This window comes from Streptomyces sp. NPDC107575 (assembly GCF_055657265.1).
Genome location: NZ_JBVKBG010000010.1, coordinates 157,173 through 172,599, shown reverse-complemented (window position 1 = coordinate 172,599; position 15,427 = coordinate 157,173). Strand labels below are relative to the sequence as shown.

Annotated in this window: 14 protein-coding genes and 2 pseudogenes; 9 read left to right on the top strand and 7 right to left on the bottom strand. The window is 71.7% G+C overall.

Annotated features, from left to right (window positions below):
* The first annotated feature begins 15 nt into the window (after positions 1 to 15).
* The 4 genes from ACZ7L4_RS38355 to ACZ7L4_RS38340 are packed head-to-tail and all read left to right on the top strand — an operon-like array spanning position 16 to position 4,366.
* Positions 16 to 1,311, top strand: a complete 1,296-nt coding sequence (locus ACZ7L4_RS38355) for an ABC transporter substrate-binding protein (protein ID WP_472109675.1) — start codon at positions 16 to 18, stop codon at positions 1,309 to 1,311.
* Complete coding sequence (locus ACZ7L4_RS38350) at positions 1,311 to 2,300, top strand: carbohydrate ABC transporter permease (protein WP_472109674.1); 990 nt, start codon at positions 1,311 to 1,313, stop codon at positions 2,298 to 2,300. The genes ACZ7L4_RS38355 and ACZ7L4_RS38350 overlap by 1 nt, the downstream gene beginning before the upstream one ends.
* Positions 2,293 to 3,126, top strand: coding sequence for a carbohydrate ABC transporter permease (locus tag ACZ7L4_RS38345; RefSeq protein WP_472109673.1), 834 nt, complete (start codon positions 2,293 to 2,295; stop codon positions 3,124 to 3,126). Before ACZ7L4_RS38350 ends, ACZ7L4_RS38345 begins: the two co-directional genes overlap by 8 nt.
* A 7-nt stretch (positions 3,127 to 3,133) precedes the next feature.
* Entirely contained in the window at positions 3,134 to 4,366 is a 1,233-nt protein-coding gene (locus ACZ7L4_RS38340; RefSeq protein ID WP_472109672.1) for a Gfo/Idh/MocA family protein, read from the top strand.
* A 15-nt stretch (positions 4,367 to 4,381) separates the two neighbouring features.
* Here ACZ7L4_RS38340 and ACZ7L4_RS38335 read toward each other — a convergent pair whose 3' ends face one another.
* From ACZ7L4_RS38335 to ACZ7L4_RS38325, 3 genes are all read right to left on the bottom strand, one after another.
* Entirely contained in the window at positions 4,382 to 6,745 is a 2,364-nt protein-coding gene (locus ACZ7L4_RS38335) for a phosphoketolase family protein (RefSeq protein ID WP_472109671.1), read from the bottom strand.
* Between the two features lie 149 nt (positions 6,746 to 6,894).
* Positions 6,895 to 8,493 carry a carbohydrate-binding protein gene (locus ACZ7L4_RS38330; RefSeq protein WP_472109670.1) on the bottom strand — a complete coding sequence of 533 codons (1,599 nt, stop codon included), beginning with the start codon at positions 8,491 to 8,493 and terminating at the stop codon, positions 6,895 to 6,897.
* A 243-nt stretch (positions 8,494 to 8,736) separates the two neighbouring features.
* Positions 8,737 to 9,693 carry a helix-turn-helix transcriptional regulator gene (locus ACZ7L4_RS38325; protein WP_472109669.1) on the bottom strand — a complete coding sequence of 319 codons (957 nt, stop codon included), beginning with the start codon at positions 9,691 to 9,693 and terminating at the stop codon, positions 8,737 to 8,739.
* 307 nt (positions 9,694 to 10,000) lie between these two features.
* Between ACZ7L4_RS38325 and ACZ7L4_RS38320 the strand changes: the two genes are divergently transcribed.
* Entirely contained in the window at positions 10,001 to 10,354 is a 354-nt protein-coding gene (locus tag ACZ7L4_RS38320) for an ANTAR domain-containing protein (RefSeq protein WP_472109668.1), read from the top strand.
* 22 nt (positions 10,355 to 10,376) lie between these two features.
* Here the strand turns inward: ACZ7L4_RS38320 and ACZ7L4_RS38315 are convergent.
* Positions 10,377 to 10,667, bottom strand: a pseudogene (locus ACZ7L4_RS38315) (WCX domain-containing protein); the annotation flags it as partial.
* A 6-nt stretch (positions 10,668 to 10,673) separates the two neighbouring features.
* On the opposite strand from ACZ7L4_RS38315, the pseudogene ACZ7L4_RS38310 reads away from it, so the two are divergent.
* Positions 10,674 to 10,835: pseudogene (locus ACZ7L4_RS38310) on the top strand (RidA family protein); the annotation flags it as partial.
* A 29-nt stretch (positions 10,836 to 10,864) separates the two neighbouring features.
* On the opposite strand, the gene ACZ7L4_RS38305 reads toward ACZ7L4_RS38310, so the two are convergent.
* Positions 10,865 to 11,386: a GNAT family N-acetyltransferase gene (locus ACZ7L4_RS38305; RefSeq protein ID WP_472109667.1), complete on the bottom strand. Its 522-nt coding sequence runs from the start codon at positions 11,384 to 11,386 to the stop codon at positions 10,865 to 10,867.
* Here ACZ7L4_RS38305 and ACZ7L4_RS38300 point away from each other — a divergent pair.
* Both ACZ7L4_RS38300 and ACZ7L4_RS38295 read left to right on the top strand, forming a co-directional pair.
* Positions 11,385 to 11,966 carry a helix-turn-helix domain-containing protein gene (locus ACZ7L4_RS38300; RefSeq protein WP_472109666.1) on the top strand — a complete coding sequence of 194 codons (582 nt, stop codon included), beginning with the start codon at positions 11,385 to 11,387 and terminating at the stop codon, positions 11,964 to 11,966. The two genes, ACZ7L4_RS38305 and ACZ7L4_RS38300, sit on opposite strands and share 2 nt — an antisense overlap.
* Positions 11,963 to 13,183 carry an MFS transporter gene (locus ACZ7L4_RS38295; RefSeq protein ID WP_472109665.1) on the top strand — a complete coding sequence of 407 codons (1,221 nt, stop codon included), beginning with the start codon at positions 11,963 to 11,965 and terminating at the stop codon, positions 13,181 to 13,183. The genes ACZ7L4_RS38300 and ACZ7L4_RS38295 overlap by 4 nt, the downstream gene beginning before the upstream one ends.
* 18 nt (positions 13,184 to 13,201) lie before the next feature.
* Here the strand turns inward: ACZ7L4_RS38295 and ACZ7L4_RS38290 are convergent, their stop codons facing one another.
* Positions 13,202 to 13,606, bottom strand: coding sequence for a DUF5997 family protein (locus tag ACZ7L4_RS38290; protein WP_472109664.1), 405 nt, complete (start codon positions 13,604 to 13,606; stop codon positions 13,202 to 13,204).
* A gap of 58 nt (positions 13,607 to 13,664) precedes the next feature.
* On the opposite strand from ACZ7L4_RS38290, the gene ACZ7L4_RS38285 reads away from it, so the two are divergent.
* Positions 13,665 to 14,438: a LysR substrate-binding domain-containing protein gene (locus tag ACZ7L4_RS38285; protein ID WP_472109663.1), complete on the top strand. Its 774-nt coding sequence runs from the start codon at positions 13,665 to 13,667 to the stop codon at positions 14,436 to 14,438.
* 248 nt (positions 14,439 to 14,686) lie between these two features.
* Here ACZ7L4_RS38285 and ACZ7L4_RS38280 read toward each other — a convergent pair whose 3' ends face one another.
* Entirely contained in the window at positions 14,687 to 15,304 is a 618-nt protein-coding gene (locus ACZ7L4_RS38280) for a TetR/AcrR family transcriptional regulator (RefSeq protein ID WP_472109662.1), read from the bottom strand.
* Positions 15,305 to 15,427 lie beyond the last annotated feature (123 nt).

Here is a 15,427-nt window from a genome sequence, read left to right as displayed (position 1 = left end):
CCAGGAAGGCTCCCTGTGCGCAGGCGCTCTCTCCTCGCCGCGGCCGCCACGACACTCGCGGCGGCGCCGCTCGCGTCCGGCTGCGGCCCCTCCTCGTCGAGATCCTCGGCCGCGGGCGGCGGCTCACGGCGCGGCCATCTCACGTACGGCGTCTGGGACGTCTACCAACTGCCCGCCATGCGGCGCGCGGCCCGGGCCTTCGAGCGCTCGCGGCCCGGCGTGACCGTGGACGTCCAGCTCACCCCCAACGGCACGTACTGGACCAAGCTGCGGACCGCCTGCACCGGCGGCGCGGCGCCCGACGTGTTCTGGATGAACGGGCCGAACTTCGGCATGTACGCCGACGCCGGGCAGCTGCTCCCGCTGGACACCGACGGCGACGACGCCGTGCTGCGGACCGCCGACTTCCCCGACGACCTCGTCTCCCTGTACCGCTGGAAGGGCACCCAGTACGGCGCTCCGAAGGACTTCGACACCGTCGCCCTCTGGTACAACAAGGAACTCTTCGACCGGGCCAAGGTGCCCTACCCGGACGCCAGTTGGACCTGGCAGGACCTCATCGAGCACTCCCAGCGGCTCACCGACCGCAGGCGCGGGATCTACGGGGTGGGGGCGCCGGTCCGTGCGCAGGAGAACTACTACAACTCCATTCCCCAGGCCGGCGGCTGGGTCATCTCCAAGGACAAGCGGGACTCCGGGTACGCCGAGGAGCGCACCCGCGAGGGGCTGCGGCTGTGGATCGACCTGATCCACCGGTACCGCTCCTCGCCCACCCTCCAGCAGATGGCCGACACCGACCCCACCCAGATGTTCCAGTCGGGCACGCTCGCCATGACCTACGAGGCGTCCTACAACGCCGCGACCTTCCACGCCGACCGCGAGCTGCGGGCCAAGATCGACGTCGCGCCGATGCCCAGGGGGAGGCACCGCGCGACCGTGCTGCACGGCCTCGCCAACGTCGTCTACGCCCGCACCCCGAACCCCGAACTCGCCCGCGACTTCGTCCGGTTCCTCGGCACCGAACGCATCTCGCTCCTCCAGGGCAAGTACGGCACCGCGATCCCCGCCCGCAACGGCACCGCCGAACCCTGGGCCGCGGGCATGCCGCACTTCAACCTGAAGGCGCACCTGGACGCGCTCGACTACTCGGTGCCCTTCCCCGGCTCGGCCAACAGCGCCGCATGGCAGCACAAGGAACAGCTGTGGCTCGCCAGGGCGTGGAGCGGCGTCGAGAGCCTCGACGGCGCCAGCGGCTCGCTGGCCGACGCCATGAACCAGCTGCTCGCGCAGGAGAGGAAGGGCCAGGCCTGATGAGCGTCGACACGCAGGCGAAAGCCGTCGTACCCGCGCAGCGCCGTCACCCGGAGCCCCCGGACCAGAAGGAGCTGCGGCGCCGCGAGCGGAAGTTCGCGCACCGCGACAAGTGGTGGGGCTACGCCCTCATCGCCCCGGCCGGGCTCGGCCTCGCCGTCTTCTACCTGTGGCCCGTGGTGCAGACGCTGTACTACAGCCTCACCGAATGGGGCCCCTTCGGCGGGACGACCTGGATCGGCGCCGCCAACTACCGCACCCTCGTGGGCGACCCGGAGTTCTGGCAGTCCCTCGGCAACACCGCCGTCTACACCGGGCTCGTCCTCCTCGGCATCCCGCTCTCGATGGTCATCGCCGTCCTGCTCAACCTGAAGGGGCTGCGCGGCACCGGCGTCTACCGCACCCTCTACTTCCTGCCCGTCGTCACGATGCCCGCCGCGGTCGCCGTCGTCTGGCGCTGGCTCTACAACGGCGACGCCGGCATCCTCAACCACGCGCTGTCCACCATCGGCATCGACGGCACGCACTGGGTGTCCGACCCGCACACGATCCGCTTCGCCGTCGCCCTCGTCGGCGTGTGGATGACCGTCGGCTACAACATGATCCTGCTGCTCGCCGGCCTGCAGTCCATCCCCGGCGACTACTACGAGGCCGCCGCCCTCGACGGCGCGGGCCGCCTGCGGCAGTTCTTCTCGGTCACGCTGCCGCTGCTGAGCCCCACGCTGTTCTTCACCACCGTGCTCTCGGTGATCCAGTCGCTCCAGGTCTTCGACCTCGTCTACCTGATGCTCGGCGCCAACACCCAGAACGCGCTGCAGAACCCCGCCTACGGCGAGGGTCAGACGGTGGTGATGCTCTTCTTCCAGAAGGCGTTCTTCGACAACCAGCGCGGCTACGGTGCGGCGATCGTGAGCGTGCTGTTCGTCCTCATCATGGCGCTGACCGCCGTCCAGTTCCGGCTGCAGAAGAAGTGGGTCCACTATGCGTAAGACGGCCATGCGCCAGGGGCGGATCTGGCCCGCCCACGCCCTGCTCGTGCTCGGCGCCGTGATCACCGTGTTCCCGCTGCTGTGGGAGCTGCTCACCTCCTTCAAGAGCTTCGGCGAGTCCGTGCGCGTACCGCCGACGATCCTGCCCGCGCACTGGGACTTCTCGAACTACGCGAAGGTCTTCGACGGGGTGCCGTTCGGGCGGCAGTTCGTGAACACCCTCGTCATGGCGCTGCTGCGGACCGCGGCGCAGATCCTGCTCTGCTCGATGGCCGCGTACGCCTTCGCCCGCATCCGCTTCCCGGGCCGCGGGCCGATCTTCCTCGGGTTCCTCGCCGTCCTGATGGTGCCCGGGCAGCTCTTCCTGCTGCCGCAGTACCAGATCATGCAGAACCTCGGCTGGCTCGACTCCATGCAGGCACTCGTCGTCCCCGGCATGTTCTCGGCGTTCGGCACCTTCCTGCTGCGGCAGTTCTTCATGGGGCTTCCCGAAGAGGTGGAGGAGGCGGCGCGGCTCGACGGCGCCAACCCCTTCACCGTCTTCTGGCGCATCGCGCTGCCGCTCGCCCGACCCGGCCTTCTCGCGCTCGGCATCCTCACGTTCCTGTGGTCCTGGAACGACCTGATGTGGCCGCTGATCGTCAACACCGACCCGGCCAAGATGCCGCTGTCGGCGGGCCTCGCCTCGCTCCAGGGCGCCCACCTCACCGAGTACCCGGTGCTGATGGCGGGATCCCTGCTCGCCACGCTCCCGGTGATCGTGGTGTTCGTCGCGATGCAGCGCCAGTTCATCCAGGGCATCGCTTTCTCCGGCATGAAGGGCTGAACCACGCATGACCACCCAACTCCGTACGGACGAGCCGCAGCACACCCCCACGCCCACCCGCGACCTGCGCCTCGGTGTCATCGGCCTCGGCCTGCGCGCCACCGTCGCCCGCGAGGCCCACCACCCCGGCGAGGGCTCCTCCGTGGTGGCCGTCGCCGACACCGCGCCCGGCATGTTCGGCCGCGCCCGCGAGTGGTTCGGCGACGACGTGCACACCTACGAGGGCCACAAGGCCATGCTCGACGCCGAGGACCTCGACGCCGTCTTCGTCATCACCCCGGACCACACCCACGAGGAACTCGCCGTCGACCTCCTCGAAGCCGGTGTCGCCGTCTTCGTCGAGAAACCCCTGGCGATCACCACCGAGGGCTGCGACCGCGTCCTCGCTGCCGCCCGCGCCTCCGGCTCCCGGCTCTACGTCGGGCACAACATGCGCCACATGCCGGTCGTCCGCGTCATGCGCGAGCTCATCGAGCGCGGCGAGATCGGCGAGGTCAAGGCCGTGTGGTGCCGGCACTTCGTCGGCCACGGCGGCGACTTCTACTTCAAGGACTGGCACGCCGACCGCCGCAACACCACGGGCCTGCTCCTCCAGAAGGGCGCCCACGACCTCGACGTCATCCACTGGCTTGCCGGGGCGTACGCCGAGCGGGTCAGCGCGCTCGGCGGACTCACCGTGTACGGGGACATCGCCGACCGCTCGGGCCAGGCACCGGGCGCCACCATGCCCGACTGGTACGACCCCGAGAACAACTGGCCGCCGCTGTCCCTCACGGGCCTCAACCCGGTCGTCGACGTCGAGGACCTGTCGATGATGGTGATGCGGCTCGAAGGCGGCATCCACGCCAGCTACCAGCAGTGCCACTACACGCCCGACTACTGGCGGAACTACACCGTCATCGGCACCGAGGGCCGCCTGGAGAACTTCGGCGACCACGGCGACACCGCCGAGGTCCGCGTCTGGAAGCACCGCAGCGGCTACCGCGCCGACGCCGACCTCGTCGTCCCGATGCCCTCGCCCGGCGAGGGCGGACACGGCGGCTCCGACCCGCTGCTCGTCGCCGAGTTCCTGCGCTTCGTGCGCGAGGGCGGCGCCACCGACACCAGCCCCGTCGCCGCCCGCGAAGCGGTGGCCGCCGGTGTCGCGGCCACCGAGTCGCTGCGGGCGGACGGCCAGCCGGTGACGGTGGAGCGCGTCGCACCGGAACTCGCCGACTGGTTCACGGGCGGCCAGAGCTGAGGGGAGCGGAGCCGCTCACCCCGTCCACGACCAGTTCGCGACCTCCGGCAGATCGGTGCCGTGCTCGCGGATCCACGCCTGGTGCCGCGTGCGGGCGTCGGCCATCGTCTGGCGCACTGCCGTGGCCCGTACACCGAGCCCCGGCACCCGGTCGATGACGTCCATGACCAGGCGGTACCGGTCGAGGTCGTTGCGCACGACCATGTCGAACGGCGTGGTCGTGGTCCCCGACTCCTTGTAGCCGCGCACGTGCAGGTGTTCATGGCCGGTGCGGCGGTACGCGAGGCGGTGGATCAGCCACGGGTAGCCGTGGTACGCGAAGATCACCGGCTTGTCGGCCGTGAACAGCGCGTCGTACTCGAAGTCCGGCATGCCGTGCGGGTGTTCGCCCTTGGGCAGCAGCCGCGTCATGTCGACGACGTTGACGACACGCACCGCGAGCTCCGGCAGGTGCTCGCGCAACAGGCCCGCCGCCGCGAGGACCTCCTGCGTCGGCACGTCACCGGCGCACGCGAGGACGACGTCCGGCTCGCGGCTGCCGTCCTCGGTGCCCGCCCACTCCCACACACCGGCGCCGCGCGCGCAGTGGGCACGGGCGTCGTCCAGGGACAGCCAGTCGAAGCACGGCTGCTTCCCGGCCACCACGACATTGACGTAGTCGCGGCTGTGCAGCACGTGCTCGGCCACCGAGAGCAGCGTGTTGGCGTCCGGCGGCAGATAGACCCGTACGACGTCGGGGCTCTTGTTGAGGACGTGGTCGACGAAGCCGGGGTCCTGGTGCGAGAACCCGTTGTGGTCCTGACGCCAGACGTGCGAGGTCAGCAGGTAGTTCAGGGAGGGCAGCGGCGCCCGCCACGACAGCTCCCGCGAGGTCTTCAGCCACTTGATGTGCTGGTTCACCATCGAGTCGACGATGTGCACGAACGCCTCGTAGCAGGAGAACAGGCCGTGCCTGCCCGTGAGGTTGTAGCCCTCCAGCCAGCCCTGGCAAAGATGCTCCGACAGCACCTCCATCACACGGCCGTCGTGCGCCAGGTGCTCGTCGGTGGGCAGCGTCCCCGCCTGCCAGGCCTTGCCGGTGGCGTCGTAGACGGCCTGGAGCCGGTTGGACGCGGTCTCGTCGGGGCCGACCATGCGGAAGTCGCGGCGGTCGGCGGTGTCCTTCATGATCTGGGCCAGCAGATCGCCGAGGACCCGGGTGGGCTCGTGGAGCGCGGTGCCCGGCTTGTCGACGGGCACGGCGAAGCGCTCCAGCGGCGGGATCGGCAGCCTGCGGGTGAGCAGCCCGCCGTTCGCATGGGGCGTGCCGCCGAGGCGCCGGGAGCCCTCGGGCACGTACGAGAGGACCTGTTCGGTGGGGCGGCCGTCGGCGTCGAAGAGTTCCTCGGGGCGGTAGGAGCGCAGCCACGCCTCCAGCTGCCGCAGGTGGTCCGGGTTCTCGCGGACGCCGGGCAGCGGCACCTGGTGGGAGCGCCACGTGCCCTCGACGGGCTCGTCGTCCACGCTCGCGGGCCCCGTCCAGCCCTTCGGCGTGCGCAGCACGATCATCGGCCAGCGGGCGCGCTCGGTCGTCTTCCCCTCCCGGGCCTCGCGCTGGATGCGGGCGATGCGGTCGAGGGCCTGGTCCATGGTGCGGGCCAGATCGCGGTGCACGCGCAGCGGGTCGTCGCCCGTCACGTGCAGCGGCTCGTGCCCGTACCCGCGAAGCAGCTCGTCGAGCTCGGCGTCGGGGATGCGGGCGAGCACGGTCGGGTTGGCGATCTTGTAGCCGTTGAGGTGCAGGATCGGCAGGACCGCACCGTCGTGCACCGGGTCGAGGAACTTGTTCGCGTGCCAGGACGTCGCGAGCGGCCCGGTCTCCGCCTCGCCGTCGCCGATCACACAGGCGACGAGCAGGTCCGGGTTGTCGAGGGCGGCGCCGTAGGCGTGCGCGAGGGAGTAGCCGAGTTCGCCGCCCTCGTGGATCGAGCCGGGCGTCTCGGGCGCGACATGGCTGGGCACACCGCCGGGGAACGAGAACTGCTTGAACAGCCGCCCCATGCCGGCGGCGTCCCGCGAGACGTCCGGATACGTCTGCGAGTACGTCCCCTCCAGCCAGGAGTTCGCGAGCACGGCGGGCCCGCCGTGGCCGGGACCCCAGACGCACAGGGCGTCGAGGTCGCGCTCCTTGATGACACGGTTGAGGTGGGTGTGCACGAGGTTGAGGCCGGGGGAGGTGCCCCAGTGGCCGAGAAGGCGCGGCTTGATGTGTTCGGGGGCGAGCGGCTCGGTGAGCAGCGGGTTGTCGAGCAGGTAGATCTGGCCGGCCGCGAGATAGTTGGCGGCCCGCCAGTGCGCGTCGAGCGCGGCGGCCTGGTGCTTGGACAGATCCTTCGCCATGGCAGCTCCATCGGTAGCGGCAGAGATGTGCTCGGCGCCGCCAGTCTGCCGCCCGGTCCGGCCGCGCACGTAGGGCCCTTGGGGCCATCGTGCCGGGTCGCCGGACCGACCCGCCCCAAACACGACGGGGCGAGTCGGGTGACGTGCGGCTACAGGGTGACCTGCCTGCCGCCGAGGGTCACGACGAGCTTGCCGTCCGCCGCGTACGACCACGCGAGCGCGCCGCTGTAGGAGGCACAGCGGGAGCCGTTCGTACCCGTCCAGAACTGGTTCGTGGAGTCCGCGCTGCCGACGGTCTTGTCGTTCGACCCGGAGACCGAGAACCGGCACGAGGTGTTGCTCTTGAACACCGAAGTCCCCTCGTCCCAGGCGAAGTTGCGCTGCGGATTGTCGATGCTGAGGTTGTTCGACACCGCCATGGAGCCCGGGTTGCTGTTGTACGTGAACCCGTGCTTGCCGTTCTTGTACGCGATGCTGCGCCGCACGACGTGGTTGACGGCGATGTCCTCGCCGCCGAGCTTGTACCCGTTGCGGTCGCCGTTCGCGTTCACGGTGCCGTCGCTGAGCGTGCCGTTGTTGTACGCGAGGGAGTCCTCGATGGTCACCGGGCCGATGGGGCCCGTGTCGGACTTCGTGTAGAGGTCCCAGCCGTCGTCGATGTTGTTGTGGGAGACGGCGTAGCGGAAGACGTTCCCGGTGCCGGTGGTCAGCTTCGCGGCGAAGCCGTCGGCGTCCTCGCCGTCCGAGTCGGCGTTGTCGTGGGACTCCGCGCTCACGATCAGGTTGTCGGAGGGCCACTGCGACTGCGGGGTGGTGGAGGCGATGCGGCCCAACTGCAGCCCCGTGTCGCGGTTGTAGCGGGTGACGGTGCGCTCGATGACGTTGTCGCTGCCGCCGACGTAGATGCCGTTGTCCCCGGCGCGCTCCACGACGAGCCCCTTGAGGTGCCAGTACGAGGCGTTGAGCTGGAGCCCGCGGTTGCTCGAACTCTCGCTCTGCGCCGAGAAGTTGAGGACCGGCTTCTCGCCCGGGTAGGCGGCGAGCGTGGTGCGGGCGGCGGCCGTGCCGTTCTTGCCCTCGGGGATGGTGACCGTGGAGGAGTACGCGTACGTGCCGCCGCGCACGTAGATGGTGCCGCCCGCGGAGACCCGGCTGATGGCCGAGGTCAGCGTGGTGGGCGCGGACTCGGTGCCCGCCGCCCCGTCGGTGCCTGTCGGTGACACGTACAGGGCGCCGCTCGCGGGCGGCGTGGTGGTGTCGCCCGTCGGCGTGTCGACATCCACGTAGTCGATGTTGGGAAGCCCTGCGGAGCTCGTCGGGTCGAGGCGGATGGTGTTGCTGCCCGCCTTGAGTGGCACCGTGACGGTCTTGGTGGCCCATGTGGTCCAGGCCCCGGTGCCGGCGAAGGAGGTCGAGGCGGCGGTGGCGCCGTTCACCACGATGTTCGTGGCGCGCGCGGTCGTGGTGCCGTTCGCGTAGCGGATGGCGAGGGTCGCGGTGCCGGCCGCGGGGGAGTCCACGGTCACCTGCGCGTACGCGCCGCTCGCGTTGGTGGCGTTGCAGTAGCCGGAGCCGGTGTAGCCGGACCATTCGGTCTCGACGACGCCGGTGCACACGGCCGGGGAGGACTCGGCCTGGTAGCGGGTGGTGGCGGCCTGGGCCGTGGTGCCGGACAGGGCGACGAGGGTGCCGGCCAGGAGTCCGGCCGAGGTGAGGGCGGTGAGGGGTCTCGCGGCTCGTGAGTTCATCGTTCGTCTCCAGGTGCGTGAACGTGGCTGGTTCGAATCCGTGAACAGGACCGTCCGGAGGCGCCATAATCGCGACGGGGGAAAGCCCTTTCTGCGGGCGGTCGTCGGTGACGGTAGAGCTGGCGCGCCACCCGAGTCAACGGCTATGTATGTGATCGTTGTTCGTGGACATGAACGATCACGGCATGGGGCGGCTCCTCGTCCAGCGCCCTGTGATCCGCCGTGGTCCTGCCGCGGCGGCCCTCAGTCGCCGGTCAGGGTCCGAAGGGGCGGGTGTCCGTAGGCCTGCCGGTAGGGCGCCGCGAACCGGCCCGTGTGGTGGAAGCCCCAGCGTGCGGCGATCGCGGTGACGGTCTCGGTCGCCGGGTCGGCGGCCCGCAGCTCGTCGTGCGCGTGCGCGAGGCGGACCCGGCGCAGATGCGCCAGCGGCGTGGTGTCCAGATGCCGCCGGAACGCGTACTGCAGCGCCCGGACCGTGACATGGGCCGCCGCCGCGATCTCCCGGACGGTGAGCGGCTCCTGGGCGTGCGCCTCGATGTGCGCGACGGCGCGCCGCAGGGTCGCCGAGTGGGCGTCGTGGCGGTCCGTCGCGGTGGGCGGGGCGAGCGCGGTGCTGGGGAAGGCGCCGAGGACGCTCGCGGCCAGGTACTGGGCGGCGGTCGACGCGATCAGCGGCTGCGCCGCGAGCGCGGGGTCGGCGAGGACGTGGTCGCGCACATGCGCGATGGTCCGCTTCAGATGGTCGCCCGCGGCGGCGGAGACCGGCCGGTGGCCGAGGAGCCTGACCGGTCCGGGGCCCGCTCCCGGGGCGGTGGCGGCGACCTCGTTCAGGAGGCCGGGGTCCAGCATCGTGATGTTGTACCGGGCGCCGCAGATCCGCCCCTCGTAGGGCAGTTCCGGCGGGGCGAAGGAGACCATGTCGCCGGGGCCGAACGCGTCCTCGACCTCGCCGAAGGCATGGTCCTGGATGGTGCCCTCGTGGACGAGGCACAGGCAGATCTTCTGCAGCGGCGTCACCTCGTAGCGCATGTCGAAGTCGAGGTCGAGTTCGTCGACGCTCACCCCCGGCATCACGTCGCGCCGGATCCGCGCCCGGCTGGACTCGGGCGTGCCGTTGCCGATGCGCATGCGCGCGTAGTGCCGACTGAGGAAGTCCTCGGTGACCCCGATGTCGCTGCTGTCGAAGTGCAGTGTGCCCATGTGCGCGGCGCTCCCCACTGAATATGCCCGAGCGGTCAGCCTACGGCCGCCGGCCCCGTGCCTGCGACGACGCGCGGCACCGGGTGAGTGCCCTTGCCCACGTTTCGTTTTCCGGATGACGTCCGCCGGAGACTTCGCTGGGAGGACTGCGGCCCGTGTGCGGCAGGCCCGAGTATCGAGATGTCGACCCCTGCCCGGCCCAAGTACCGTGTCGGGTACGGGTCGAGAGTGCCGGTCGCGGCGCTCCCGCCGAAGTCCGAGAAAGGTGAACACCCTGCCAGCTCCCGCTTCCCGACCAGGTGGCCCCATGGCCTTCTTCATGCTGTCCTCGACGAGGCCGCTCGCCCTGCTCTCGGCCACCGACCTCGCCAAGGAACACGAACGGCTGCAGACCGAGGTGGGCCAGCTCAAGCAGGCCGTGACCTCGCACGCCCTGGTGGACCAGGCCATCGGCGTGGTCGTCGTCCTCGGCCGGATCCCGCCCGAGGACGCGTGGCGCGTGCTGCGCGACGTGTCGCAGCGCAGCAACGTCAAGCTGAACCTGGTGGCCGAGCACCTTCTGCAGTTCGCCCAGGGCGGCGAACTGCCGGACGCCGAGCGGGTGGAGCTGCAGCGGGCCATCGAGCGCTACGCCGCGCTCCGGCCGCCGTCGGCGGAGTGACCGGCGGGACCGGGGGCGGCGGTCACGGCAGGCCCTCGACGGCCGTGGCCGCGTACCGGGCCGCCGGCGCGGCGGCGCGTTCGCGCAGGGCGGTGCGCAGCTCCGGCGGGGCCACGGCCTCCGCGTCCGTGCCGAGGCGCCACAGCGCCCACTCCGCGTGCCACAGATCCTGGAACGTCACCTCGAGCCGCAGCAGGCCGTCCGCCTCGGGCCGCGCGGCGCGCACCGCCACCACGGTGTCCAGCAGCTCTTCCCGCCGTGCCGGAGCGACCCGTAGGAGCACGGTGAGGTGCCCGTCGGACAGGAAGCGCGCGCAGCCCGGCTGAACGTCCACACCACCGACGTCGACCAGCTGCTCCCGCACTACGGCGTGCTGGCGGGCCGCCTTGCCGCGGCCGGGGTGGCGCCGACGACCACGATGCTCGGTGTCGTGCGCCTCGCGGTCCCCGGTCAGCTGGTCGAGCTGGAGGGGGCCGCCGTCGACCGACCCGCGCGGGCGCTCGGCGGCGGTCAGCTCAACTGCCGCCGCATGAGCGTCAGATCGAGCCAGCGGCCGAACTTGGTGCCCACCTCGCGCACCGTGCCCTCGTGCTCGAAGCCGTGCCGCTCGTGCAGCCGGATCGAGGCCGCGTTGCCGGCCTCGATCCCGGCGATCATGACGTGCAGACCCGCGGCGGTGGCCGAGTCGACGAGTGTCGTCAGGAGGGCGGACCCGATGCCGGCGCCCTGGTGGCCACCGGTGACGTACACCGAGTTCTCCACGGTGTGCCGGAAGCCCGAGTACGCCTTCCAGGGCCCGTAGGCACCGAACCCGACGACCTCGCCGTCCAGCTCGGCCACGTACGCCGAACCGCGCTCGAGATGCGCGCCCAGCCAGGCCGCTCCCTCCTCGCGCGACTGCGGCGTGTCCGTCCACAGCGCCGTGCCGTGCTCGATGGCGTGATTGCGAATGGCGAGGACGGCGTCCAGGTCGTCCTCGTGGGCCGGGCGGACCTTCACCGCCGGGGCCCGGGTCTCGTATCGTGGATTCATGTCCAATATCGTAGACCCCCTGGTGGAGCGCATCGGTGCCCGGATCCGCGCGGAGCGCGACCGGCGCCATTGGACCCTGGCGGAGCTGGCCGAGGAGTCCGGGGTGTCGCGGGCGATGATCCACCGGATCGAGCGCGGCGAGAGCAGCCCGAGCGCCGTGATCCTGGGCAAGCTGTCGGCGGCGTTCCGGCTGAGCGTGGCGACGCTGCTCGACCCGGAACCGGATCCCGCGTCGGCCGAGGAGCGCGTGCGGCGCGCGGCGGCGGCGCCCCGGTGGCAGGACCCCGAGACGGGATACGCGCGGCGGCAGGTGTCGGGCCCCGGCTTCCCCGCGGAGGTCGCCGAGATCCGGCTGCCGGCCGGGGCGGAGGTGCCGTACCCGGCCGCCGCGTTCGCCTTCCACCGGCAGATCATCTGGGTGCTCGAAGGACACCTCACGTTCCACGAGGGCGACACGGTGCACGAGCTCGACGCGGGCGACACCGTCGAACTGGGCCCGCCCACGGCCTGCGTCTTCGTCAACTCCACGGAGCTGGACTGCCGTTACGCCGTGGTCCTCGTGCGCGGTGAGGCGCCGTGAGGCTGCCGCGCGGGGGCGTCGCGGTGCTCTCCTGCACCGCCGGAGTGGCGCTCTCCAACAATTACGCGATCCAGCCGGCGCTCGGCGACGTCGCCCGCGACACCGGCGCGTCCGCCGCCGCCATCGGCCTGGTCACCACCGCGGCGCTCGCCGGATGCATCGCCGGATTCGCCTTCCTGCTGCCGCTCGCGGACCGGGCGGCGCCGCGCCGGCTCGTCGCGGGCCAGCTCGCGCTGCTCACGACGGGCCTGCTGCTCGCCTCCCGCGCACCCGGCCTCGGCGTGCTCCTCCTCGCCTACGTGATGGTGGGCGCGGGCGCGAGCGTCAGCGCGATGGCGTCCACGATCGCGGGGCGCGGGGTGCCGGGGGAGCGGCGCGGGACGGCCGTCGCGGGTGTCGCGGCGGGCATGTCGGCCGGGATCCTCCTCAGCCGGCTCGTCGGCGGGGCGCTCGCGGACGCGCTCGGCTGGCGGGGGATGCTGCTCGCGTTCGCGGGGCTCGTCGTGGTGTGCGGGGCGGCGGCGTGGGCGCGACTGCCGAGGGAGCGGCCCGAGGGCGGTGGAGGCGGGTACCTCGCCACGCTCGCCGCGATGCCCGGACTGCTCCGGCGGCACCCGGCCCTGCGGCTCGCGGTGCTCAGCGGCAGCCTCTGGTACCTGGCCTTCAGCCTCGTCTGGGTCGCGCTCACGGTGCGGCTCGCGCAGCCGCCGTACGGTCTCGACGCCTCGGCCATCGGCCTGTACAGCCTGGCCGGGGCGCTCGGATTCGCGGCGCTGCCGGTGGCCGGGCGCCTCGGTGACCGGTACTCGCCGCGTGCGGTGATCGCCGGGAGCATGGCGGTCGCGGCCGCCGGTGCGGCGCTGCTGTGCACGGGCCTCGACCGTCCCGTGGTCACGGCGGCGGGCCTCGCCCTGGTCGACGCGGGCTGCTTCACGGCGCAGGCCGCCAACCAGACCCGCGTGCTGTCCATCGACCCACGCCGCAGCGGCAGCCTCAGCGGGGTCTACCTGCTCCTGTACTTCTTGGCGGGAGCCCTGGGGGCGGGTGTGGCGGCGCCACTCGTGTCGGCGGGCGGCTGGGGCGCGGCGAGCGGGGTGGTGTGCGGGGCGTTGGTCCTCGCGGGTGTCGTAACGGTGGGCAATATCAAGCCCCTGCGGCGATTGAGCAGCGGGGTCCGGGGCAGAGCCCCGTGCGGTGGGGCGCAGGCCGAACGGTGACCCGAACCCCCCACCCGATCACGCCTCGCGCCGCGCCCGCTTCTCCGCCTGCTCGGCGTGCAGCTTCTTGACCCGGACGTTCTCCTTGCGGACGTCCGCCTGCGTGGCCCGCTCCGCCTGCAGCCACTCCGGGTTCTCGGACTTGATGGCCTCGATCTGCTCCGTGGTCAGCGCCTCCGTGACGCCGCCGCGGGCCAGGCCCGAGATGGAGACGCCCAGCTTCTGCGCCACCACGGGGCGCGGGTGCGGGCCGTTCGCGCGCAGGTCGACGAGCCACTGCGGCGGCTCGGCCTGCAGCGCGGTCAGCTCGGCGCGCGAGACGGTGCCCTCCTGGAACTCGGCGGGCGTGGCCTCGAGGTACACACCCAGCTTCTTCGCCGCGGTCGCGGGCTTCATGGTCTGGGTGCTCTGGTGCGAACTCATGAGGTCAAGGGTATCGAGCGTGACGGGGCCCGCCGACCACGGCGGGTAGCCTTGGCCCGTGACCGGCACGCAAGAAACCCCCGCACCGTCCTCAGGCCCCGGCTTCCGGCTGGCCTACGTTCCCGGGGCGACCCCCGCCAAGTGGGTGCGGATCTGGCGCGAGCGGCTGCCCAATGTGCCGCTCGATCTGGTGCAGGTGACCGCGGCCGAGGTGGCCGACGTGCTGCGCCGCGGGGACGCCGACGCGGGGCTCGTGCGGCCGCCCGTCGACCGCGAGTACTTCAGCGCGATCCCGCTGTACACGGAGAAGACCGTGGTCGTGGTCCCCAAGGACCATGTGGTGACCGCGGCGGACGAGGTCACCCTCGCCGACCTCGCCGACGAGATCGTGCAGCATCCGCTCGACGACGTGCTGGGCTGGGAGCGGCCGCCGGGGCAGCCCGCCTTCGAGCGCCCCGCCACCACGGCCGACGCCGTCGAGCTGGTCGCGGCGGGCGTGGGCCTGCTCGTCGTCCCGATGTCGCTGGCCCGGCTGCACCACCGCAAGGACCTCACGTACCGGACGGTCACCGATGCTCCGGAGTCGAGCGTGGCGCTCGCCTGGCCGCAGGAGCGCACCACGGACCAGGTCGAGGACTTCATCGGCATCGTGCGCGGCCGGACGGTGAACAGTTCGCGGGGCCGTGCGCAGGCGGAGCCCGAGAAGAAGGCGTCCGACAAGAAGAAGCAGCCGGCGGGGAAGAAGTTCGTGAAGCCGGGGCGCCTTCGGCAGGACGGGCGGCCGCAGTCGAAGCGGAGTGCGAACAAGCCGGCGAAGCGGAAGCGGTCCTGAGGTACCGGGCTGGGTGTACGGTCGGCCGTCCTCCGGTCGCGGGGCTCCGCCCCGGGCCCCGCGCCTCAATCGCCGGCGGGGCTTGAAAAGATCGGGGCTCTGCCCCGGACCCCGCTGCTCAATCGCCGCAGGGGCTTGATTGGCTCAGCCGCCGCTGGGCATTGGTTGGTTCAGTCGCTGCTGGGGCTTGGTTGGCTCAATCGCCGCAGGGGCTTGATTGGCTCAGCCGCGGCAGGGGGCTGATTGGCTCAGTCGTCGCAGGGGCTTGGGTGATCGTTGGTTGTCGGAGGTGATGGCGCTCCCGACCGCAGGCCGTCCATCACCAGGTCCAGCAGGCGGCCCGCCCGGTCCTGCCAGTCGCCCCGTGGGTCGATCAGCCACAGGCCCGCGATGGCCAGCATGAAGTCGTCCGGGGTGACGCCGGGGCGGATCGTGCCCGCCTTTTCGTTCGCGTCCAGGAGGTGGGTCACCGCCTCGGTCAGCGGGCCGTGTGCGAGCTGCTTCATGGTGCCGCGTGCGCTCGTCGCCTCGCGGAGCGCGTCCGCGAGGCCCGCCTTGGCCATCGCGTACTGGGCGAGGCGGTCCATCCACTCCCGCAGGGCCAGCTCCGGCGGCCGGCAGCACAGCAACTCGCAGGCCGCGTCGGCGACCTGCTCCACCTCGTAGCGGTACACCTCGAGGACGAGCGCCTCACGGCTGGGGAAGTTGCGGTAGAACGTGCCCTGCCCGACGCCCGCCTTCTTCGCGATCGCGCTCAACGGCGTGTCCGCCGAGCGCGTCAACTCGGCCAGGGCCACTTCGAGGATGCGGTCGCGATTGCGCTGCGCGTCCGAGCGCAGCGCGGCCGACTTCTTCGAGTGCCCCACGCGAGTTCTCCTCTCTTCTGCCGTGGCGGGGAATAGTCCTTGCTAGGCGGACAGTTGTCCACTACGTTCGTGTCCCGTAGAACGGACAGCTGTCCGGTTAGGGTCAACACCCTAGTGGGTACC

Excerpts from the sequence above, each read along its gene's own strand:
- ACZ7L4_RS38320 (WP_472109668.1), top strand. The coding sequence starts at position 10,001 with ATGGCCTTCTTCATGCTGTCCTCGACGAGGCCGCTCGCCCTGCTCTCG.
- ACZ7L4_RS38325 (WP_472109669.1), bottom strand. The coding sequence starts at position 9,693 with ATGGGCACACTGCACTTCGACAGCAGCGACATCGGGGTCACCGAGGAC.
- ACZ7L4_RS38305 (WP_472109667.1), bottom strand. The coding sequence starts at position 11,386 with ATGAATCCACGATACGAGACCCGGGCCCCGGCGGTGAAGGTCCGCCCG.
- ACZ7L4_RS38350 (WP_472109674.1), top strand. The coding sequence starts at position 1,311 with ATGAGCGTCGACACGCAGGCGAAAGCCGTCGTACCCGCGCAGCGCCGT.
- ACZ7L4_RS38290 (WP_472109664.1), bottom strand. The coding sequence starts at position 13,606 with ATGAGTTCGCACCAGAGCACCCAGACCATGAAGCCCGCGACCGCGGCG.
- ACZ7L4_RS38330 (WP_472109670.1), bottom strand. The coding sequence starts at position 8,493 with ATGAACTCACGAGCCGCGAGACCCCTCACCGCCCTCACCTCGGCCGGA.
- ACZ7L4_RS38345 (WP_472109673.1), top strand. The coding sequence starts at position 2,293 with ATGCGTAAGACGGCCATGCGCCAGGGGCGGATCTGGCCCGCCCACGCC.
- ACZ7L4_RS38300 (WP_472109666.1), top strand. The coding sequence starts at position 11,385 with ATGTCCAATATCGTAGACCCCCTGGTGGAGCGCATCGGTGCCCGGATC.
- ACZ7L4_RS38335 (WP_472109671.1), bottom strand. The coding sequence starts at position 6,745 with ATGGCGAAGGATCTGTCCAAGCACCAGGCCGCCGCGCTCGACGCGCAC.
- ACZ7L4_RS38340 (WP_472109672.1), top strand. The coding sequence starts at position 3,134 with ATGACCACCCAACTCCGTACGGACGAGCCGCAGCACACCCCCACGCCC.